A 17,676-nucleotide genomic window follows, 5' to 3' on the forward strand; every position below is an offset into this window, starting at 1 on the left:
ATAAAATAGCCGAATACATTATTGTATTCGGCTATTTTATTACGTTTAAATGCCACTTTTAGATAAGTAATTACGATTAAGACCATGTGTGTTATATACTTACTTTTACGACGTTTATTTTATCGTTTAGAAGAACTTGAAAAAAGTAAATCCCTCTTCCTAAATTCTTATTTTCTCTTTTTCTACCTAAAATATCACTAACATAAATCACTTTACCCTCATCGGGAACCATTTCACCGTTTATGATTTTGAATTGTATTTTACTTTTAGAAAGTACAACTGACTGGCTTAACGTTGAAAATGAAAAAGGAGTTTGGCTTAAAGGTAGCAACGATTCTCCGTCAGTTGTACTGGTGAACCATTGATTTTCGTCCAATAATAAAGCTACAAACTCTGCTCCTGTTTTGTTCTCTCTAACTCCGTTGTAAGTTCCACCGTCTTTACTTGCGGTCTCATCTATCACGATATAATTTTCAGACAAGCTAAGACTTGTTTGACCAAAGTTGGGCTCCAAGCTCGTGTTACTATTTTGTAAACCACAAATCCATTTGGTAACGGAATTAGTGGTTGGGTCTCCATATGTTGCGTAAATAACATCTCCACTGGCAGAAATATTAAAACCTGCATCTACTGTAGTAAGTAGGCCTACTGAGCTTCCAAAACTTGAATTTGAATCGTTATCCACATCTGTAAAAACAATTATATCTCCCGCATTGATAGTGTTTGAACCCGTAACCCACTTTAAAACTCCTTCGGAGCCCATATTCCCATTACCAGCTGCATTAGGCTCATTGTCCGTAAAATATATAGTTGTGTTGGGATTTAGAGTTACCATTGCAACAATAGAAAAATCTTTGTCTCCGTCTGCATTAAAACCCGTAAACAAAATATCTCCGGTGTTTTGGCTGAACAAAATAGGACAATAGAAAATCATCAGTAATATTACTTTCCTTTTCATAGCTTTTTTGTTTTTAAATTACAGAAAAATATAGAATTCACAAAAAAGCCTTTCGATTATATCGAAAGGCTCTGCTATGTTATATGTCTTGAGATATTAACTTATTTCATCAAACTGAATGTTAACTCCTAATTTATCAGCCATCAACTGATTGATTTTTCTTTTTAAAGCTGGAATTTTAACTTCCTTTATAGCATCGGAACAGAAAGCAAACATTAACAATGCTTCTGCTTCTTTTTTAGGAATCCCTCTTTGTTGCATGTAGAACAAAGCTGATTTGTCTAACTGTCCGATAGTACAACCGTGAGAACATTTTACATCATCTGCAAAAATCTCTAACTGTGGTTTGGAGTTGATTACTGCATCATCTGAAATCAGCACAGAATCGTTTTGCTGATAAGCGTTAATTCTTTGTGCTGCTTGCTCTACAATGACCTTTCCGTTGAAAACTCCTGTGGACTTACCTCCATAAATTCCTTTGTAGGTTTCGTTAGATTGACAATCTGGTGATTTGTGTGCTACCAACGTATGATTATCAACTAATTGATTTCCTTCTAAAATAGTAACTCCATTTAAGATAGAATCACATCCGGGGCCGTTCTGATAAAATGCCAAATTGTTTCTTGTAATGTTCCCTCCGAATGAAAAAGTATACACTGAAGCTACGGTATCTCTTTCTTGAGCTACAAAGGTTGCATCTATTAATGAAGCATCATTTTTATCATTTTGAATTTTGTACAGATCAAAAATTCCGTTTTGACCCACAAAAACCTCTGTAACTACATTGTTAAAGGTAGCCACGTCAGCGATAGATTGATGACGTTCTATAAATTTAACCTCGGCATTCTCTCCAATTGTAATTAAATTTCTTGGTTGCAATAGCATTGCAGAAGTCTCTCCAGAAGCTAAATAAATTAACTCAATAGGCTTAGATACTACTTTACCTTTTGCAACTTGTACCACAACTCCCTCGTTGGTAAAAGCTGTGTTTAAGTCTGTTAAACTTGTAAATCCTTTAGCTAGGGTATTATACTTTGTTTTAAATACGTCTTCATAGGAATCATCTCCAATAGCTTCTGACAAAAGTTTGACAGAAACTTCTTCTATTGTATCTGATAGCGAAGGTTGAAAAACACCATCGATAAATATTAACCTATACGCATCTAAACCTTCCACTAAAAAAGGCTGAATGGTTTCTGCTGTTACGTTAGTTGCTTGGGCAGCATCAATTCCGTACTCGTTTTTTAATACACTTCTTAAACTCGTGTATTTCCACTCTTCATCTTTAGTTGTAGGAAATCCTTTTTGAGAAAAAGCTTCGAAAGCTTGTTTCTTGTAATTTTCAACAGTTGCACTTTTAGAGTTGCCTTTAAATGCAGCTGATAATTTATCTTGTAAACTCATATGTATAAGTTATTAGGTTTGTTATTATGAATTAGAAAACAGTATTTTCTAATTATTTAACTAACCAATCGTATCCTTTTTCCTCTAACTCCAAAGCCAATTCTTTACCACCAGACTTGATTATTTTACCGTCTGCCAATACGTGAACAAAATCAGGAACAATGTAATCTAATAGACGTTGATAGTGTGTGATTACTACCACAGCGTTATCTTTAGACTTTAATTTATTAACTCCATTAGCTACAATACGTAAAGCATCGATGTCTAAACCAGAATCCGTTTCATCTAAAATGGCTAATTTTGGTTCTAACATAGCCATTTGAAAAATTTCGTTACGCTTTTTTTCTCCTCCAGAAAAACCTTCATTTAAAGAACGAGATAAGAAATCTTTTTTGATTTCTAACAAAGCAGATTTCTCTTTTATCTTTTTTAGCATTTCAGCAGCAGGCATGTCTTCTAAACCTTGTGCTTTTCTTTTAGCATTAATTGCTGTTTTGATAAAGTTTGTTACCGTAACTCCGGGTATTTCTACTGGATATTGAAAGGATAAGAAAACTCCTTTGTGTGCTCTTTCATCTGGATCTAATTCTTGTAAATCTTCTCCGTCTAAACTTATAGAACCTTCTGTAACTTCGTAGTTTTCGTTTCCTGCTACTACAGATGCAAAAGTACTTTTACCAGCTCCGTTTGGTCCCATAATTGCGTGAACCTCCCCTGGTTTTACTTCTATATTCAATCCTTTTAAGATATCGTTATCTTCTACTTTTGCGTGTAAATTTTCAATTTTTAACATCTCTTTATTGTTGATCTGTTTGTTTGTGTATTTGTTAAATTGTTTTGCTTCGTTCGACTAAACGAATCAACACTTAAACTCTTTGTTTATCCTACGGATCCCTCTAAACTAATTTCTAATAATTTTTGTGCTTCTACCGCAAACTCCATAGGAAGCTTGTTTAACACGTCTTTACTAAATCCGTTTACAATGAGGGCTATGGCTTTTTCTGTATCAATCCCTCTTTGGTTACAATAAAACAACTGATCTTCTCCAATTTTACTGGTAGTTGCTTCGTGCTCTATTTTTGCTGATTTATTTTTAGCTTCTATGTATGGAAATGTATGTGCTCCACACAAATCTCCCATTAACAACGAATCGCACTGAGAAAAGTTACGTGCATTTTCTGCTTTAGGATTTACTCTTACCAACCCACGGTAACTGTTATGAGAATGACCTGCAGAAATACCTTTAGAAATAATAGTACTCTTAGTGTTTTTACCTAAGTGAACCATTTTAGTTCCTGTATCTGCTTGCTGATAATTATTAGTTACTGCGATAGAATAAAATTCTCCTGTTGAATTATCTCCCTTTAAAATACAAGAAGGATATTTCCATGTTACAGCAGAACCTGTTTCTACTTGTGTCCAAGATACTTTTGCATTGGTTTCGCAAACCGCTCTTTTGGTTACAAAGTTAAATACTCCACCTTTACCTTCTGCATCACCAGGAAACCAGTTTTGAACTGTAGAATATTTAATTTCTGCATCATCCATAGCTACTAACTCAACTACCGCAGCGTGTAATTGATTCTCATCTCTACTTGGTGCGGTACAACCTTCTAAGTAACTCACAAAAGAGCCTTCATCAGCAATTACCAACGTACGCTCAAATTGTCCTGTTCCCCCTTCGTTGATACGGAAGTAAGTAGACAATTCCATTGGACATGTAACTCCTTTAGGAATGTAACAAAAAGATCCATCCGTAAAAACGGCCGAATTTAAGGCAGCATAAAAGTTATCTGTTTTTGGAACTACAGAACCCATATATTTTTTTACCAACTCCGGATGCTCTTTAATTGCTTCTGAAATAGGACAAAAAATAATCCCTTTTTCATTTAAAGTTTTTTTAAATGTTGTGGCTACAGAAACTGAGTCTACAACAATATCAACCGCTACATTTTGTAAACGCTTTTGCTCATCTACAGAAATTCCTAGTTTTTTATACATTTCCAGTAATTCTGGATCTACATCATCTAAGCTTTTGTTTGGATCTGCTTGTTTAGGAGCAGAGTAGTAACTGATATCTTGAAAATTTGGTTTCTGATATTTTACATTTGCCCACTCTGGCTCTTCCATAGCTTCCCATTTGCGAAAAGCATCCAATCGCCACTCAGTCATCCATTCTGGCTCTTCTTTTTTTGCAGAAATAGCCCTAATTACATCTTCATTTATTCCTTTGGGAAAAGTTTCTGCATCCAAATAAGTATAGAATCCATATTCGTACTCTTTGGTTTTTAACTCTTCTCTTAAGTGATCCTCTGTATATTTACTCATTACTTAGTAATTGAAAGATTAAAAAATTAAACGATTCAAAAAACTCGAATTATCTAATCTCACTATTGTTTAAATATTTGATGAAGTTTGACAATTGCTTTGATATCTCCACCACATCTTTTATTAATTCATCTCCTGTTTCTTCCGAAACTTCTTGTAAACGGATTGCAATATTAACTAAATTTCTACACTCTCCACAAGATCCTTTTGCTATGTATAAAACTTAATAAGCTGTTTATTTTGACTGCAACTCAAAACCCTCTGCTATATTATTAGGTATTGATAATGCTGCCCTTTCTAATTGATTCGATATATTATAATTAATTTTTTAAATTTTTAGTTGTCTCAAATATTCTAACCGCAAAGTCGAATGATTTTTTGTAAACTTCTAAATCTTCAAACTTTTTCATTTCAAATTATTCAATCATTGAATTTTTTAATTCTTGAATTAAAGTGAAAAAGACTCTCCACATCCACAAGTCCTATTGGCATTTGGATTGTTAAAAACAAATCCTGTTCCGTTTAGACCTCCCGAATATTCTAATGTTGTTCCTACCAAGTATAGAAAACTTTTTTTGTCGACCACGATTTTCACACCATTATCTTCAAAAACCTTATCTCCCTCTTTCTCTTCTTTGTCAAACTTTAACTCATAAGACAAACCAGAACAACCTCCACTTTTTACTCCAACTCTAACAAAATCAGTAATAGCATCATAACCATCATCGGTCATGAGTTCTACTACTTTTTTCTTAGCCACATCTGATACTTTTATCATAACTTAAATGGATTAACTCTAAACTTTTTGCAAATTTACTACTTTAAAACTGATTTTTGTCATAAGCGAGATTAATAATATTTATTACATCATAGACTTCGTCAATGTAATATGTATCTTTGCAAATTCTATTAACATTCCTATAATTTATTAGTAGATTAAATATATAAACCTTTCAAAATGAAAAAAGCACATTTATTATTATTCATTATTTTCAATTTTTCATTTGGTACGCCACCTAATGAAATAACTATCGGAGGAGAGGATGAATCTTTAGCTGTACCTATAAGAACTTCAAATAATTATTCTTATTCACAAATTATCTATAATCAATCAGATATTAATATGACTGGTGATATAACCCACATTAAATACTATTTGTATCCAACATTTGGATCTCCCGAAGCATATACAAATTCCGATGAATGGACTATCTACTTAGCGCACACAAGTAAAGTTCAATTTTCTGATTTAGATGATAATATTACTAATCTAACAGAAGTTTTTTCTGGCAAAATATTTGTTGATAATAGCGAGATATTGATAACTTTTGATTCTCCTTTCAAATATAACGGAATTGACAACTTAGTCGTTTCTGTTCATGAAAACAAACCCAACAATGAATCATCCGACGGAATATCCTTTCTAGGAAGTATCCCAAGTCAAAATATTTCACTTACCTACTATAGTGATATTCATAACCCTAATCCTTTAGAGGACAATTTAAACTCCAATTATTCAGGTCAAAAAGGCTTCTGGAAGACCTTACCTAAAACTACATTTACAATTAATGAGGAAATGCTACTTAGTGTCTCTGAAAATGAAGAAATTGAAAATTTGAAAATCAGACTAGATAACTATAAACTAGTAACTAATATATTGAATGTTAATTTAGAAATTTTTAATACACTAGGGGGAAAAATTAATAATCAAAATTTACAAGAAGGTTTATATTTCATAAGAGCTAAATTTGAAAACAAGCCTGATGCTTTCTTTAAATTTTATGTATCTAATTAATTTCATCCCCTAATATCCTCTTATCTTTAGAAAATTTTAATACTTAATTATTTATAGACACTTTATATTAAACAATAATACCATTAATAAATGTTAGAAGATAAAACTCCACATAAAACAGACATTGCGAGTTTGGGTGAATTTGGACTCATTAGTCACTTGACAGAACATTTCAAAATCAATCATAGTTCCACGATTAAAGGAGTGGGTGATGATTGTGCCGTAATTGATGCCGAAGGTCTTAAAACTTTAGTAACTACTGATTTATTGGTAGAAGGTGTGCATTTTAATTTGTCTTATATGCCTTTAAAACATTTGGGGTATAAGGCCGTAATGGTCAACTTATCGGATGTTTATGCCATGAATGCCGATGCCAAGCAAATTACGGTATCTATTGCTATTTCCAATAGGTTTCCATTAGAAGCTGTGGAAGAGTTATACAGTGGTATTTTGCTCGCGTGTGAAAAGTATAATATTGATTTAATTGGAGGTGATACAACCTCATCTACCAAAGGTTTGTTAATTAGTGTTACAGCTATTGGAACTGCTGAGGAAGAAAAAATTGTTTATAGAAACACTGCTAAGGAAAATGACTTACTCATTGTTTCTGGTGATTTGGGTGCTGCTTATTTAGGTTTCCAGGTTTTAGAACGCGAAAAACAAGTTTTTGAAGTGGACCCTAATAATCAGCCTGACTTGGATCAGTATATTTACCTAATAGAAAGACAATTAAAACCCGAAGCTAGAAAAGACATCGTACGAATTTTAAATGATTTGGAAGTTGTACCTACTTCTATGATTGATATTTCTGATGGTTTGTCTTCTGAAATTATACATCTATGCCAACAGTCTAAAGTTGGGTGTAACTTATATGAAGATAAAATTCCCTTAGACCCACAAGTAATCTCCACCTGTGAAGAATTTGAATTGAACAGCACCACCGTTGCCCTAAGTGGCGGCGAGGATTACGAATTGTTATTTACTGTGGCACAAAGTGACTTTGATAAAATTAAAGGAAATCCTCATTTAAGCGTTATTGGTCACATGACAGACAAAGCTAGCGGAATGAACTTAATTACAAGAGCTAGCCAGGCAGTACCTTTAACAGCACAAGGTTGGAATGCTTTGTTAGATAAAGATAAAAAATAAATACACTATTAAGATAAAAAGGCTATCTAGAATTAGATAGCCTTTTTATTACTCTGTTACATACGGTCTGTTTTTCATTTTTATCAAACCTGGTTCTTCATATTTGTTCATCATCACAAAAAGTTCTTTCTGTAATTTTTCGCCAATCTCCTTGTAGTCCTTATCTCCGTAAAAATTGATGAGCTCATTAGGATCTTTTTCCAAATCAAATAGATATGGCTTTTCACTTTTATCTAAAATTAACTTGTATCTATCTGTAACCGCAGCTACCCACCAACCACCAGTCTTGGCAAAGTAGGTAATTCTATTCTCATCTTTAACCTTCTTTTCGCAATTTAGAAAGTCTTCAGAAGTATCTGACCCATGAAATTTTGCTTTGGTTTCTACCCCCATCAAGCTCAAAATGGTAGGAGCAAAATCTACATTGGTATAAGCGGTTTCAATTACTTTTCCTGCATTAATTTTATTTGGGTAACGAATTACAAACGGAATTCTAGACGATGCTTCGTAGGGCACATTTTTATTCCTCCTATTGTGTTCAAAAAACATATCACCGTGGTCTGACGTAAAAATAATGATTGTGTCGTCTGATAATTTGTTATCGTCCAAAAATTTTAAGATTTTACCCACGCTATCATCAATATGCTTTACCATTCCAAAATATTGCTGTAGCGCTTGCTTATCAAAACCATTCTTTCCAGTGGCCTCGTTCTTATCTTTTTTATTTTTGCTTGGTTTTGCCCAAGATGGTTTTACGGCCGTGTACTTGGGGTCCATCGTTGCAGGCCTTTGGATATCCATGTGATTATACATTTTATCATAAGGTGGTTTTGCATAATCTGGTGTGTGAGGGTCTGGGATAGAAACCATTAAAGCAAATGGTTTGTTTTTATCTCTTTCTAAAATTTCTAAAGTTTTATCTGTAAAAAAATCTGTCAAGTGTACCACCTCTTCTTTAGGTAAGTTTGCCGCTATCTTTTCATTAATTCCTCTTATTTTATCACCTTTTATGTGAAAATATGGAGCATGTCCCCCACGCATCATATAACGATTGTCTTCAAAACCTGCTTTATATTTAATACCGAAAGTGTACTTTTCGTGACCCGCTAGGTGCCATTTCCCCACATAAGCAGTAGCATAACCATTATCTCTTAAGATAGTCGCAAAGGTTGGAATATCCTCTCTAATATGGAGTCCGTTTTTTGGAGCTCCTGTTGCTTGAGGGTACAAACCAGTAACTACAGAGGATCTAGAGGGTGTACACACTGGAGATGATGCATAATAACTCGTACATATTGCTCCTTCATTTGCAATTCTATCAATATTAGGAGTATCTACGTTGTTACCTTTTCCCCAAACAAAAGCTTGTTCTTCGGACAATAATTTTTGATAGCAACTCAAGGTTCTAAAATTATGCTCATCTGTATGGACAATAATTAAGTTGGGCTTTTTCTGAGCTTGCAAACTCACAAAAGCCAAAGCTAAACCTAATTGAAGTAGTAATTTATAATTTGTCATCTGACTATAGTTTTATCGTTGTTTTATTTTGACAGAGAATTTACTTAAAAGTTTAATTGAAAAATTTAATTTTTTCTTATAAAACTTAAAATAGCACTCTCTGCATCTAATCTATCTTCAATCAAGCTCATGTGTCCATTTTCTAACTCTACTACGCTAGTTTTACTATCCTTTGTTTGCTCTATCAAATCCTCATAATTTAAAACCGGATCTTTTTTACCTAAAATCATTAAAGATGGGTAGGGGCCGAAATGAAGCAGTACTTCCCTATCTAACCTAATCTTCATACCCTCTAAAGCTGCAATTATCCCTTGACGTGATGTGGTTAGTGCCTGTTTTTTAACCTCTGCTATTTCTTTAGCATATATTTTTCTACACTTAGACCTAAACAACATAGGTATAGAAGTTCTAATGAAAGATTTATGATTTTCTTTGACCACTGCAATGGCTCTATCTCTACCTGTTTTTTTTTCATTAGTGTCTGTCCTAGCTGTAGAATTTAACAAGATCAAACCTTTTACGTTATCGGGATATAAATCAGCAAAAGCTAGAGAAACGTAACCACCCATAGAATGACCTATAAAAAAAGAACGACGAACGTTCAATTCTTCTAAAACTGCTTTAACTACTTCTGCCATTTGAGTCATGGTGTGTACGTAGCCCAAGTTGTCAGACTTTCCGTGTCCTAACAAATCAATGCAAACCACACGATATTTAGAGACCAATAGCTGTTCTAAATTTTTCCACATATGAACATTTTCTAAAAAACCGTGTAATAAAACTACTGTGGTCCCTTTTCCTGATGCTGTATAATGAATTTTTGTGTTTTTGTATGTGATGTATAGACCCATGCTGCAAACATATTACAATAACTAAAAGTCAACACAATTAAATAAACTTTATTGTCGAAAAATATAAAAGCTATTAACTAAGCATATATTAAATACAATGCTTTTTAACAAAGTAGATAAATCCTACATTTGCTAGCAAATACATTTAGACTTTGAAAATTCAATCTTTTTTAGAAACGTATCAAAATTCTGAGATTACTAAAGAATTTATTCAACAATTATCCAAAGAAAAATTTCACAGTATCGTTAGTAAATTAAGCGGTTCTGCATTTTCTTTTATGGTGGCAGAAGCTTTTAAGCAAACAGAGAAAACTTTTTTAATTGTTTTTGATGACAAAGAAAAAGCAGCTTATTACCTAAACGATTTAGAAAAACTGGTCAACGAAAAAGATGTACTATTTTACCCAGGATCTTACAGAAGACCTTACGAAATAGAAGACATAGACAATGCAAACGTATTGATGAGAGCAGAGGTTTTAAACAGATTAAATTCTAGAAAAAAACCAGCGATTATTATTACCTATCCCAATGCAATTTTTGAAAAAGTAGTAACTAAAAAAGATTTGAATAGCAACACCTTTAAAATTACCACGGGTGATGAATTTAGTATTGATTTTATTAACGAAGTATTATTTGAGTATAAATTTAACCGCGTAGATTTTGTTACAGAACCAGGAGATTTTGCAGTCCGTGGCGGAATTATAGACATCTTTTCCTTTGCCAACGACGAACCCTACCGTTTGGAGTTTTTTGGTGATGAAGTAGACAGTATTAGAACTTTTGATGTGGAAACCCAACTTTCTACTGGAAAACCCAATAAAGTTAACATCATACCCAATGTAGAAAATAAACAGTTTTCTGAAAAAAGAGAATCATTTTTAAAATTCATTCCTAATAACAGTGTCGTATTTACGCACAGCATGGATATTCTACAAAATGATTTAAATACATTGTTTGAAAAAGCTACCAGTCGTTTTGATACGCTGTCAGAAAACATCAATCACACCTTACCTAGCGAACTATTTTTAGACGGTATTCAGGTTAAAGAACAACTTAACGCTTACAGTCGAGTTTCCGTTCACAACAGTTCTAATAACGCCACCATTAACGGTAATACGGAACCCCAACCTTCTTTTAATAAGCAGTTTGATTTATTAATTGAAAACTTGCAAAAGAATACCGAAAACGGATATCAAAACTACTTGTTTTGTAGCAACGAAAAGCAAGCCCGACGATTCTATGATATTTTTAATGAAAATGAAAAAAATGTAGATTATCAAACTATTGTTTTTCAGATTCACGAAGGATTTGTAGATCATCAGCATAAAATAGTTTGCTATACCGACCACCAAATATTTGAACGTTATAATAAATTTCAACTAAAAAACGGATTTGCTAAAAAGCAAGCGGTTACTTTACAAGAACTAAACAATTTAGAAATAGGCGATTTTGTAACCCATATAGACCACGGAATAGGAAAATTTGGAGGCCTACAAAAAATAGATGTGAGTGGCAAAAAGCAAGAAGCCATTAAGTTAATTTATGGTGATGCAGATGTACTTTATATTAGCATTCACTCTCTTCACAAAATATCTAAGTTTACAGGAAAAGATGGAAAAGAACCTAAAGTACACAAATTAGGGTCTCCAGCTTGGAAAAAAGCCAAACAGAAAGCCAAAACTAAGGTCAAACAGATTGCTTTCGATTTAATTCAGTTATACGCAAAACGTAAAAATCAAAAAGGATATAGTTTTGATCCAGACAGTTATTTGCAACATGAGCTAGAAGCTAGTTTTATGTTTGAAGATACTCCAGATCAGTTTAAAGCTACACAAGACGTAAAAGCAGATATGGAGAGCGACAAACCTATGGATAGGTTAATTTGTGGTGATGTGGGTTTTGGAAAAACAGAAGTTGCTATACGTGCAGCCTTTAAATCTGTAGACAACAGCAAGCAAGTTGCTGTTTTAGTCCCCACCACTATCTTAGCATTTCAGCACTTTAAATCTTTTAAAAAAAGGCTGGCAGATTTACCTGTAAACATCAACTATTTAAATCGTTTTAAAACGGCTAAGCAAAAGAAGATGATTGTAGAAGATTTGGCCGAAGGAAAATTAGATATTATTATTGGAACACATCAACTAGTATCTGACAAAATAAAGTACAAAGACCTAGGTTTATTAATTATTGATGAAGAACAAAAGTTTGGCGTTGCCGCAAAAGACAAACTAAAAACCATTAAAGAAAACGTAGATACTTTAACACTCACAGCCACTCCCATACCACGTACTTTACAGTTTAGTTTAATGGCAGCTAGAGATTTATCTGTAATTGCAACACCGCCACCAAACCGTCATCCTATAGAAACTAACGTGGTTGGCTTTAGCGAAGAAACCATTAGAGATGCTGTGATGTACGAAATTTCTAGGGGAGGACAAGTATTTTTTATTCACAACCGAGTAGATAATATAAGGGAAGTAGCTGGCATGTTGCAACGTTTAATTCCAGATGCTAAAATTGCTATCGGACACGGGCAAATGGAAGGTAGAAAACTAGAGGAGGTAATGGTTAATTTTATGGAAGGTTCTTTTGATATTTTAGTGGCTACCACCATTATAGAATCTGGTTTGGATGTTCCTAATGCCAATACCATTTTTATCAATCATGCGAATAACTTTGGGTTGTCGGACTTACACCAAATGCGAGGTCGTGTAGGTCGTTCCAATAAAAAAGCTTTCTGTTATTTTATTTGTCCTCCTTACCACATGATAACAGAAGATGCGCGCAAACGTATTCAAGCTTTAGAAATGTTTAGCGAATTAGGTAGTGGAATTAACATTGCCATGAAAGATTTAGAAATTCGTGGAGCAGGAGACTTGTTGGGTGGTGAACAAAGTGGATTTATTACTGATATTGGTTTTGACACTTATCAAAAAATCTTAGAAGAAGCCGTTAGAGAATTAAAAGAAAACGAGTTTAAAGATTTATATGATGAGGACACAGAGCAAAAAGAGTTTGTAAACGATATTCAAATCGATACAGATTTTGAAATTCTATTTCCAGACGATTATGTGAATTCGATCACAGAAAGGCTCAATTTATATAATAAATTAGGTTCTTTAACAGAGGAACTTCAATTACAAGAATTTGAGAGACATCTAAAAGATCGTTTTGGTGAAATTCCTACACAAGTAGTTGATTTGCTCGACTCCGTTAGAATTAAGTGGTTAGCCAAAAAGCTAGGGCTAGAAAAACTAGTATTGAAGCAAAAACGTATGATTGGTTATTTTGTTTCTGATCAGCAAAGTGAATACTATAGTACAGAAACTTTTGGCAAAATTTTAAAATACGTACAAAGCAATTCCAAAATGTGTGTCATGAAAGAGAAAGAAACCAAAGCAGGTTTACGTTTATTAATTACTTTTATTAGGATAGATAGTGTAACCAAAGCATTAGGAGTGTTGGAAAGTATATGAACAAAACCGTATTAAAACATGGTCAGTTTTTTTTAAATAAAATTTATTATAATTGCCTAAAAATTAACACATGAAAAATCTAATTTTCCTATCAATTTTCTCACTATTCCTTACCAACAAAAAAATCAAACTAAAAAAGGACGTCATTAGTTTAAAAAGTGGTTTGGAAGTATCTTTTAAAAAAATACAAAGATTTCAATCAGTTCCAACAGGAAGATATAGTACTATGGAGGCATCTAGAGGGAATAAATTTTATATTCTTAAAATGGAGTTCAAAAATAAATCTAAAAAAACCACTATAATAGACTTTAATAAAATTACAATAGTCGATAAAGAAAAAGAGGCTCAATTTAAATCTAGCTATGTTACTAGAACTGGTACTTTTTCGTTCGTAATTTTAAAGGAATCAAAATTAAAAGCAGGTGGGAGTAAAGGAGTAAATCTTTTTTTCATCTACGATGAAAATAAAAACCCTAAATATTTAAAAATTCAAGATGAAATTATCAAAGTCCCTTACAAGTAAGATAAAAGTATATATCGTCTTCACTTTATTCAGCGTGTCGTCGTGTAGTCTTATTCATCCTAAAATATACAATGTAAAAAATAAGGTTTATAATTTCAATAAAGAAGTAGACTATACCATAAATAAAATCCAAATAAAAAGTACTGTTCATGGATATTTTACAGAGATATATTTCACTTTTACGAATAAATCGAACGAAAATATTTTAATTGACTTTGATAAAATAAAAATTGTAAATAACAAAAATACTAAAATAGATTATTTACCTGAATTAGCTTTATTCAATTCGACTACCAAAATAATAAAGCCAAAAAAATCTATAAAGAGATGTCTAGAATATGTTTCACCATATGATCAAATTCCAAATTATCTTAATGTAAATGACCAGATAGTCCAAATTGAACATCAATAATGTTTTTTCATCTTAGAAATTTAAACTACAACATTCAATTATAGTTATAAAGACTTGAATTATTATCTATCAGGGTTTATTTACAAATTATTGTAAAACGTATGATTTGTTATTTTGTTTCTGATCAGCAAAGTGAATACTATGGTACAGAAACTTTTGGCAAAATTTTAAAATATGTACAAAGCAATTCTAAAATGTGTGTCATGAAAGAGAAAGAAACCAAAGTAGGTTTGCGTTTGTTAATTACTTTTATTAGGATAGATAGTGTAACCAAAGCATTGGAGGTCTTAAAAAGTATATAAAACAATAAAGGGAGCAAATGCTCCCTTTATTGTTTGTTATTAAAATTGTTGTTTTATAGTCTTTTACTGTAACCAGTCCCATTAGGACCTAAATCTCCTAAAGCAATTCTTATAATATCTATAATCCATAAAATACCAAATAATCCTCCAGTTAAAAGTTTTAGTATTCCTAACCAAGTATAACCTAAATAAAAACGATCAATACCAATTCCTCCCAAGAAGATACTTAGCAATAAAGCAGCTATTTGATTGGTTCCTGGTGAATAGTAAGGTGGTGATTCTACCAGTAAGTCCGATGAGGGTGTGGCAGGTGCAGAGGGTGACGCGCTAGAAATAGTAGTTGTCGTTGTATTCGTAGCTTCTGTTTGAGCTACCCTTTTTACAGGAAAAGCCGCGAAAGAATTTACACTTGCAAACATGAATAGCGACATAAAAAATAAGAGTACATTTGTTTTCATAAGTATGGTTTTTATAATCTCAAATTACGCAGTAATATGAAGCACTTCTTAACTCTTTTCATTTTTATATGTTCTCATTCGCTATGGAGTCAAACGTATGAGTTTTTAGGAGTCGTTAAAGTTAATGACACCATTCCTGTTCAATACAGAATAAATTTTGTTTTAAAAAACAATGTAATTAATGGTACTTCTATTACCGATGAAAAAGGTAAGTATGAAACAAAGTCTGTTATTACTGGGGGTTACTTGAATGATACTTTACACTTTAAAGAAATTGCCATACTTTATACCAAAGCAGATTTTGAAGATTTAGATTTTTGCTATGTTCATTTTAAAGAGAAAATGAAGCTTTCAAAAAATCAAAAAAATATCAAAGGAAATTTTACAGGTAAATTTCCAGACGGAACAGCCTGTTTAAATGGATCCCTACAACTAAATTCAATAGGTAGTATTTTAAAAGCACAGAAAAAAATCTTGAAGAAGATTACAAAATCAAAAAAGATACAGCAAGCTTTTAAGGAGAATAAGATTGACGTTCCCGATAAAATCGTTAGCTCAAACCATATCAACGTGATAAAGAAAAACCAGAACACGGGAATTTTTTGGAGTCACGAAGTCTTAAAACTAGAAGTTTGGGATAACGGCCAAATTGATGGAGATGTTATTGATTTGTATGTGGATGATAAAATAATCCTCAGGGGTTTTACAATATCATCTCAAGTAAAAACGATTAACATTCCTCTCAATAAAAAAAGAACGGTGATTAAAGTAGTCTCTAAAAGCGAAGGAAAAACTCCACAAACAACAGCATCCTTAAATTTTATTGATGGAAACAATAGCAACGAGATACTAACTTCTTTGAGCCTTTATGAAGAGTCGATGATTACTATTTTAAAGTAAACCATTGAATATTATTGAGAAAAGGTTTTATTAAAACGTAACAATTGTTAAAAAAATTGTTAATATTGCTCAAACATTTAAATAATAAACCAATGAAAAAAATTGCTATGGTAGCTGCATTATGCATGTCTTTGACATCGTGTTATGTGCATGAATACACAATCGGAAACGGTGCTAAATCTAGTATTTCGAAAACTAAAAAAAATCACTTTGTAATTAGAGGATTAGCTCCAATAAAAACGGCTCAACCCGAAGCGATGGCACAAGGAGCGAAAGACTATACTGTTAAAACAAGATTTTCTTTTATAGATACATTGCTTAACGCAATTACATATGGAATATATTCACCAACTACAACAACAGTAACAAAATAAACGGAAAAATCATGAAAAAAGCTTTATATACAATACTTTTAGGGTCTTCGTTATTATTAACATCTTGTTACTCGACTGTACATACTTTTGGAGAAGGACCTCAAACTGGTAAAGAAGTAAAAGGAAAAAACCAATACTTATTTTGGGGATTATCTCCAATAAAAACTACTCAACCTCAAAAAATGGCAGGAGGTTCAGATAACTTTGAGGCAACGACAAAATTTACTGTTATTGACCAAATTTTATCTACTCTTACTTTTGGTATCTATGGTCAAAGTACTACAACTGTACAAAAATAATTTATCCCTATAAATCTTAAACCTCTTCTTAACAGAAGAGGTTTTTTTATGCTTTTTATTTTACCTTTATTCCTATGAAATACCAAGCCATCAATCCACAATTATTTATACAAAACAGAAAAAAATTTGTGCAAAAAATGGAACCTAGTTCCATCGCATTTTTTAATTCTAATGACGTATTTATAACTGGTGCAGATAGCACTTTACCTTTTGAGCAACAAAGAGATTTATTTTACTTGAGCGGTATCGATCAAGAAGAATCTATTTTGGTTTTATGTCCTAACGCATCCAACCCCAATCACCGAGAAATTCTTTTTGTTAAAGAAACTAACGATTTAATCGCTATTTGGGAAGGAGAAAAACTAAGCAAAAAACAAGCCACACAAGTTTCAGGAATCCACACTATATATTGGTTAGATCAGTTTGACACAGTTATTACTCAATTACTCAAAGAAACTAAAAACATCTATTTCAATCAAAACGGTCATAAAAGAGCCGACACTCAAATGGAATCTCGCGAAGACCGTTTCGTTAAAAAAATAAAAAATCAATTCCCTAATTACAATTACACTCCATCCTTTCCTATTTTATTTGAGATAAGAGGTCTCAAATCACAAATAGAAATTAGTTTAATACAACAAGCCTGCAACATCACTAAAAAAGGATTTAAACGTGTTTTAAACTACGTGAAACCCAACGTATGGGAATATGAAATAGAGGCAGAATGGATTCATGAATTTATCCGAAACAAATCCAAAGGCTTCGCCTATACACCTATAATAGCTTCTGGCCATAGTGCATGTATTTTACACTACATCCAAAATAACAAACAATGTAAAGACGGAGATTTATTACTCATGGATTGCGCTGCAGAATATGCCAATTATTCCAGTGACTTAACAAGAACTATCCCAGTAAATGGTAAGTTT

At 32.6% G+C, this 17,676-nt stretch carries 17 protein-coding genes and 1 pseudogene (1 of these 18 only partly in view); 9 read left to right on the forward strand and 9 right to left on the reverse strand.

Going from position 1 to position 17,676, the window contains the following annotated elements; translation table 11 throughout:
• Positions 1-91 precede the first annotated feature (91 nt).
• The 6 genes and pseudogenes from ACXGQW_RS06000 to ACXGQW_RS06025 form a co-directional block, all read right to left on the reverse strand.
• Positions 92-958 (reverse strand): hypothetical protein, encoded by an 867-nt coding sequence (locus ACXGQW_RS06000; protein WP_457821042.1) that lies wholly within the window; start codon positions 956-958, stop codon positions 92-94.
• 96 nt (positions 959-1,054) lie between these two features.
• Positions 1,055-2,362 (reverse strand): Fe-S cluster assembly protein SufD, encoded by a 1,308-nt coding sequence (gene sufD / locus ACXGQW_RS06005; RefSeq protein WP_457821044.1) that lies wholly within the window; start codon positions 2,360-2,362, stop codon positions 1,055-1,057.
• A gap of 52 nt (positions 2,363-2,414) precedes the next feature.
• Entirely contained in the window at positions 2,415-3,155 is a 741-nt protein-coding gene (gene sufC / locus ACXGQW_RS06010; protein WP_457821046.1) for a Fe-S cluster assembly ATPase SufC, read from the reverse strand.
• Between the two features lie 86 nt (positions 3,156-3,241).
• Positions 3,242-4,690 carry a Fe-S cluster assembly protein SufB gene (gene sufB / locus ACXGQW_RS06015; protein ID WP_457821048.1) on the reverse strand — a complete coding sequence of 483 codons (1,449 nt, stop codon included), beginning with the start codon at positions 4,688-4,690 and terminating at the stop codon, positions 3,242-3,244.
• A 49-nt stretch (positions 4,691-4,739) separates the two neighbouring features.
• Positions 4,740-5,015, reverse strand: a pseudogene (locus tag ACXGQW_RS06020) (four helix bundle protein).
• 123 nt (positions 5,016-5,138) lie between these two features.
• Positions 5,139-5,468 carry a HesB/IscA family protein gene (locus ACXGQW_RS06025; RefSeq protein ID WP_457821050.1) on the reverse strand — a complete coding sequence of 110 codons (330 nt, stop codon included), beginning with the start codon at positions 5,466-5,468 and terminating at the stop codon, positions 5,139-5,141.
• Between the two features lie 180 nt (positions 5,469-5,648).
• Here ACXGQW_RS06025 and ACXGQW_RS06030 point away from each other — a divergent pair, with 180 nt between their 5' ends.
• Both ACXGQW_RS06030 and thiL read left to right on the forward strand, forming a co-directional pair.
• The gene (locus tag ACXGQW_RS06030; protein ID WP_457821052.1) at positions 5,649-6,485 is read left to right on the forward strand and encodes a hypothetical protein; all 837 of its coding nucleotides are present in this window, start codon (positions 5,649-5,651) and stop codon (positions 6,483-6,485) included.
• Positions 6,486-6,575: 90 nt separating this feature from the next.
• Positions 6,576-7,634, forward strand: a complete 1,059-nt coding sequence (thiL, locus tag ACXGQW_RS06035; protein WP_457821054.1) for a thiamine-phosphate kinase — start codon at positions 6,576-6,578, stop codon at positions 7,632-7,634.
• A gap of 48 nt (positions 7,635-7,682) precedes the next feature.
• On the opposite strand, the gene ACXGQW_RS06040 is transcribed toward thiL, so the two are convergent.
• Positions 7,683-9,152, reverse strand: coding sequence for a sulfatase family protein (locus tag ACXGQW_RS06040; RefSeq protein ID WP_457821056.1), 1,470 nt, complete (start codon positions 9,150-9,152; stop codon positions 7,683-7,685).
• A gap of 65 nt (positions 9,153-9,217) precedes the next feature.
• Positions 9,218-10,003, reverse strand: a complete 786-nt coding sequence (locus tag ACXGQW_RS06045) for an alpha/beta fold hydrolase (protein WP_457821058.1) — start codon at positions 10,001-10,003, stop codon at positions 9,218-9,220.
• Between the two features lie 152 nt (positions 10,004-10,155).
• On the opposite strand from ACXGQW_RS06045, the gene mfd reads away from it, so the two are divergent.
• The 3 genes from mfd (at position 10,156) to ACXGQW_RS06060 (ending at position 14,716) form a co-directional block, all read left to right on the forward strand.
• A complete protein-coding gene (mfd, locus tag ACXGQW_RS06050) occupies positions 10,156-13,479 on the forward strand; it encodes a transcription-repair coupling factor (RefSeq protein WP_457821060.1) in 3,324 nt (1,107 codons plus the stop codon).
• Positions 13,480-13,549: 70 nt separating this feature from the next.
• Complete coding sequence (locus tag ACXGQW_RS06055; RefSeq protein ID WP_457821062.1) at positions 13,550-14,002, forward strand: DUF4352 domain-containing protein; 453 nt, start codon at positions 13,550-13,552, stop codon at positions 14,000-14,002.
• Positions 14,003-14,515: 513 nt separating this feature from the next.
• Entirely contained in the window at positions 14,516-14,716 is a 201-nt protein-coding gene (locus ACXGQW_RS06060) for a hypothetical protein (RefSeq protein WP_457821064.1), read from the forward strand.
• A 53-nt stretch (positions 14,717-14,769) separates the two neighbouring features.
• On the opposite strand, the gene ACXGQW_RS06065 is transcribed toward ACXGQW_RS06060, so the two are convergent.
• Complete coding sequence (locus ACXGQW_RS06065; protein ID WP_457821066.1) at positions 14,770-15,174, reverse strand: TM2 domain-containing protein; 405 nt, start codon at positions 15,172-15,174, stop codon at positions 14,770-14,772.
• A 36-nt stretch (positions 15,175-15,210) separates the two neighbouring features.
• On the opposite strand from ACXGQW_RS06065, the gene ACXGQW_RS06070 reads away from it, so the two are divergent.
• From ACXGQW_RS06070 to ACXGQW_RS06085, 4 genes are all read left to right on the forward strand, one after another.
• On the forward strand, positions 15,211-16,074 hold the full coding sequence (locus tag ACXGQW_RS06070; RefSeq protein WP_457821068.1) for a hypothetical protein: 864 nt from the start codon (positions 15,211-15,213) through the stop codon (positions 16,072-16,074).
• 92 nt (positions 16,075-16,166) lie between these two features.
• A complete protein-coding gene (locus ACXGQW_RS06075; RefSeq protein ID WP_457821070.1) occupies positions 16,167-16,448 on the forward strand; it encodes a Bor family protein in 282 nt (93 codons plus the stop codon).
• Between the two features lie 11 nt (positions 16,449-16,459).
• Positions 16,460-16,747 carry a Bor/Iss family lipoprotein gene (locus ACXGQW_RS06080; RefSeq protein WP_457821072.1) on the forward strand — a complete coding sequence of 96 codons (288 nt, stop codon included), beginning with the start codon at positions 16,460-16,462 and terminating at the stop codon, positions 16,745-16,747.
• 74 nt (positions 16,748-16,821) lie between these two features.
• Positions 16,822-17,676 carry the 5' portion of an aminopeptidase P family protein gene (locus ACXGQW_RS06085; protein ID WP_457821074.1) on the forward strand. It continues 438 nt past the right edge of the window, so only the first 855 of its 1,293 coding nucleotides appear in the window; it begins with the start codon at positions 16,822-16,824; its stop codon lies beyond the right edge, outside the window.

The organism is Wenyingzhuangia sp. IMCC45533 (assembly GCF_054111225.1).

Excerpts from the sequence above, each read along its gene's own strand:
- ACXGQW_RS06030 (WP_457821052.1), top strand. The coding sequence starts at position 5,649 with ATGAAAAAAGCACATTTATTATTATTCATTATTTTCAATTTTTCATTT.
- ACXGQW_RS06045 (WP_457821058.1), bottom strand. The coding sequence starts at position 10,003 with ATGGGTCTATACATCACATACAAAAACACAAAAATTCATTATACAGCA.
- sufD (WP_457821044.1), bottom strand. The coding sequence starts at position 2,362 with ATGAGTTTACAAGATAAATTATCAGCTGCATTTAAAGGCAACTCTAAA.
- ACXGQW_RS06055 (WP_457821062.1), top strand. The coding sequence starts at position 13,550 with ATGAAAAATCTAATTTTCCTATCAATTTTCTCACTATTCCTTACCAAC.
- ACXGQW_RS06070 (WP_457821068.1), top strand. The coding sequence starts at position 15,211 with ATGAAGCACTTCTTAACTCTTTTCATTTTTATATGTTCTCATTCGCTA.
- thiL (WP_457821054.1), top strand. The coding sequence starts at position 6,576 with ATGTTAGAAGATAAAACTCCACATAAAACAGACATTGCGAGTTTGGGT.
- ACXGQW_RS06065 (WP_457821066.1), bottom strand. The coding sequence starts at position 15,174 with ATGAAAACAAATGTACTCTTATTTTTTATGTCGCTATTCATGTTTGCA.
- ACXGQW_RS06025 (WP_457821050.1), bottom strand. The coding sequence starts at position 5,468 with ATGATAAAAGTATCAGATGTGGCTAAGAAAAAAGTAGTAGAACTCATG.
- ACXGQW_RS06080 (WP_457821072.1), top strand. The coding sequence starts at position 16,460 with ATGAAAAAAGCTTTATATACAATACTTTTAGGGTCTTCGTTATTATTA.
- ACXGQW_RS06075 (WP_457821070.1), top strand. The coding sequence starts at position 16,167 with ATGAAAAAAATTGCTATGGTAGCTGCATTATGCATGTCTTTGACATCG.
- ACXGQW_RS06040 (WP_457821056.1), bottom strand. The coding sequence starts at position 9,152 with ATGACAAATTATAAATTACTACTTCAATTAGGTTTAGCTTTGGCTTTT.
- ACXGQW_RS06060 (WP_457821064.1), top strand. The coding sequence starts at position 14,516 with ATGATTTGTTATTTTGTTTCTGATCAGCAAAGTGAATACTATGGTACA.
- sufC (WP_457821046.1), bottom strand. The coding sequence starts at position 3,155 with ATGTTAAAAATTGAAAATTTACACGCAAAAGTAGAAGATAACGATATC.
- ACXGQW_RS06000 (WP_457821042.1), bottom strand. The coding sequence starts at position 958 with ATGAAAAGGAAAGTAATATTACTGATGATTTTCTATTGTCCTATTTTG.
- sufB (WP_457821048.1), bottom strand. The coding sequence starts at position 4,690 with ATGAGTAAATATACAGAGGATCACTTAAGAGAAGAGTTAAAAACCAAA.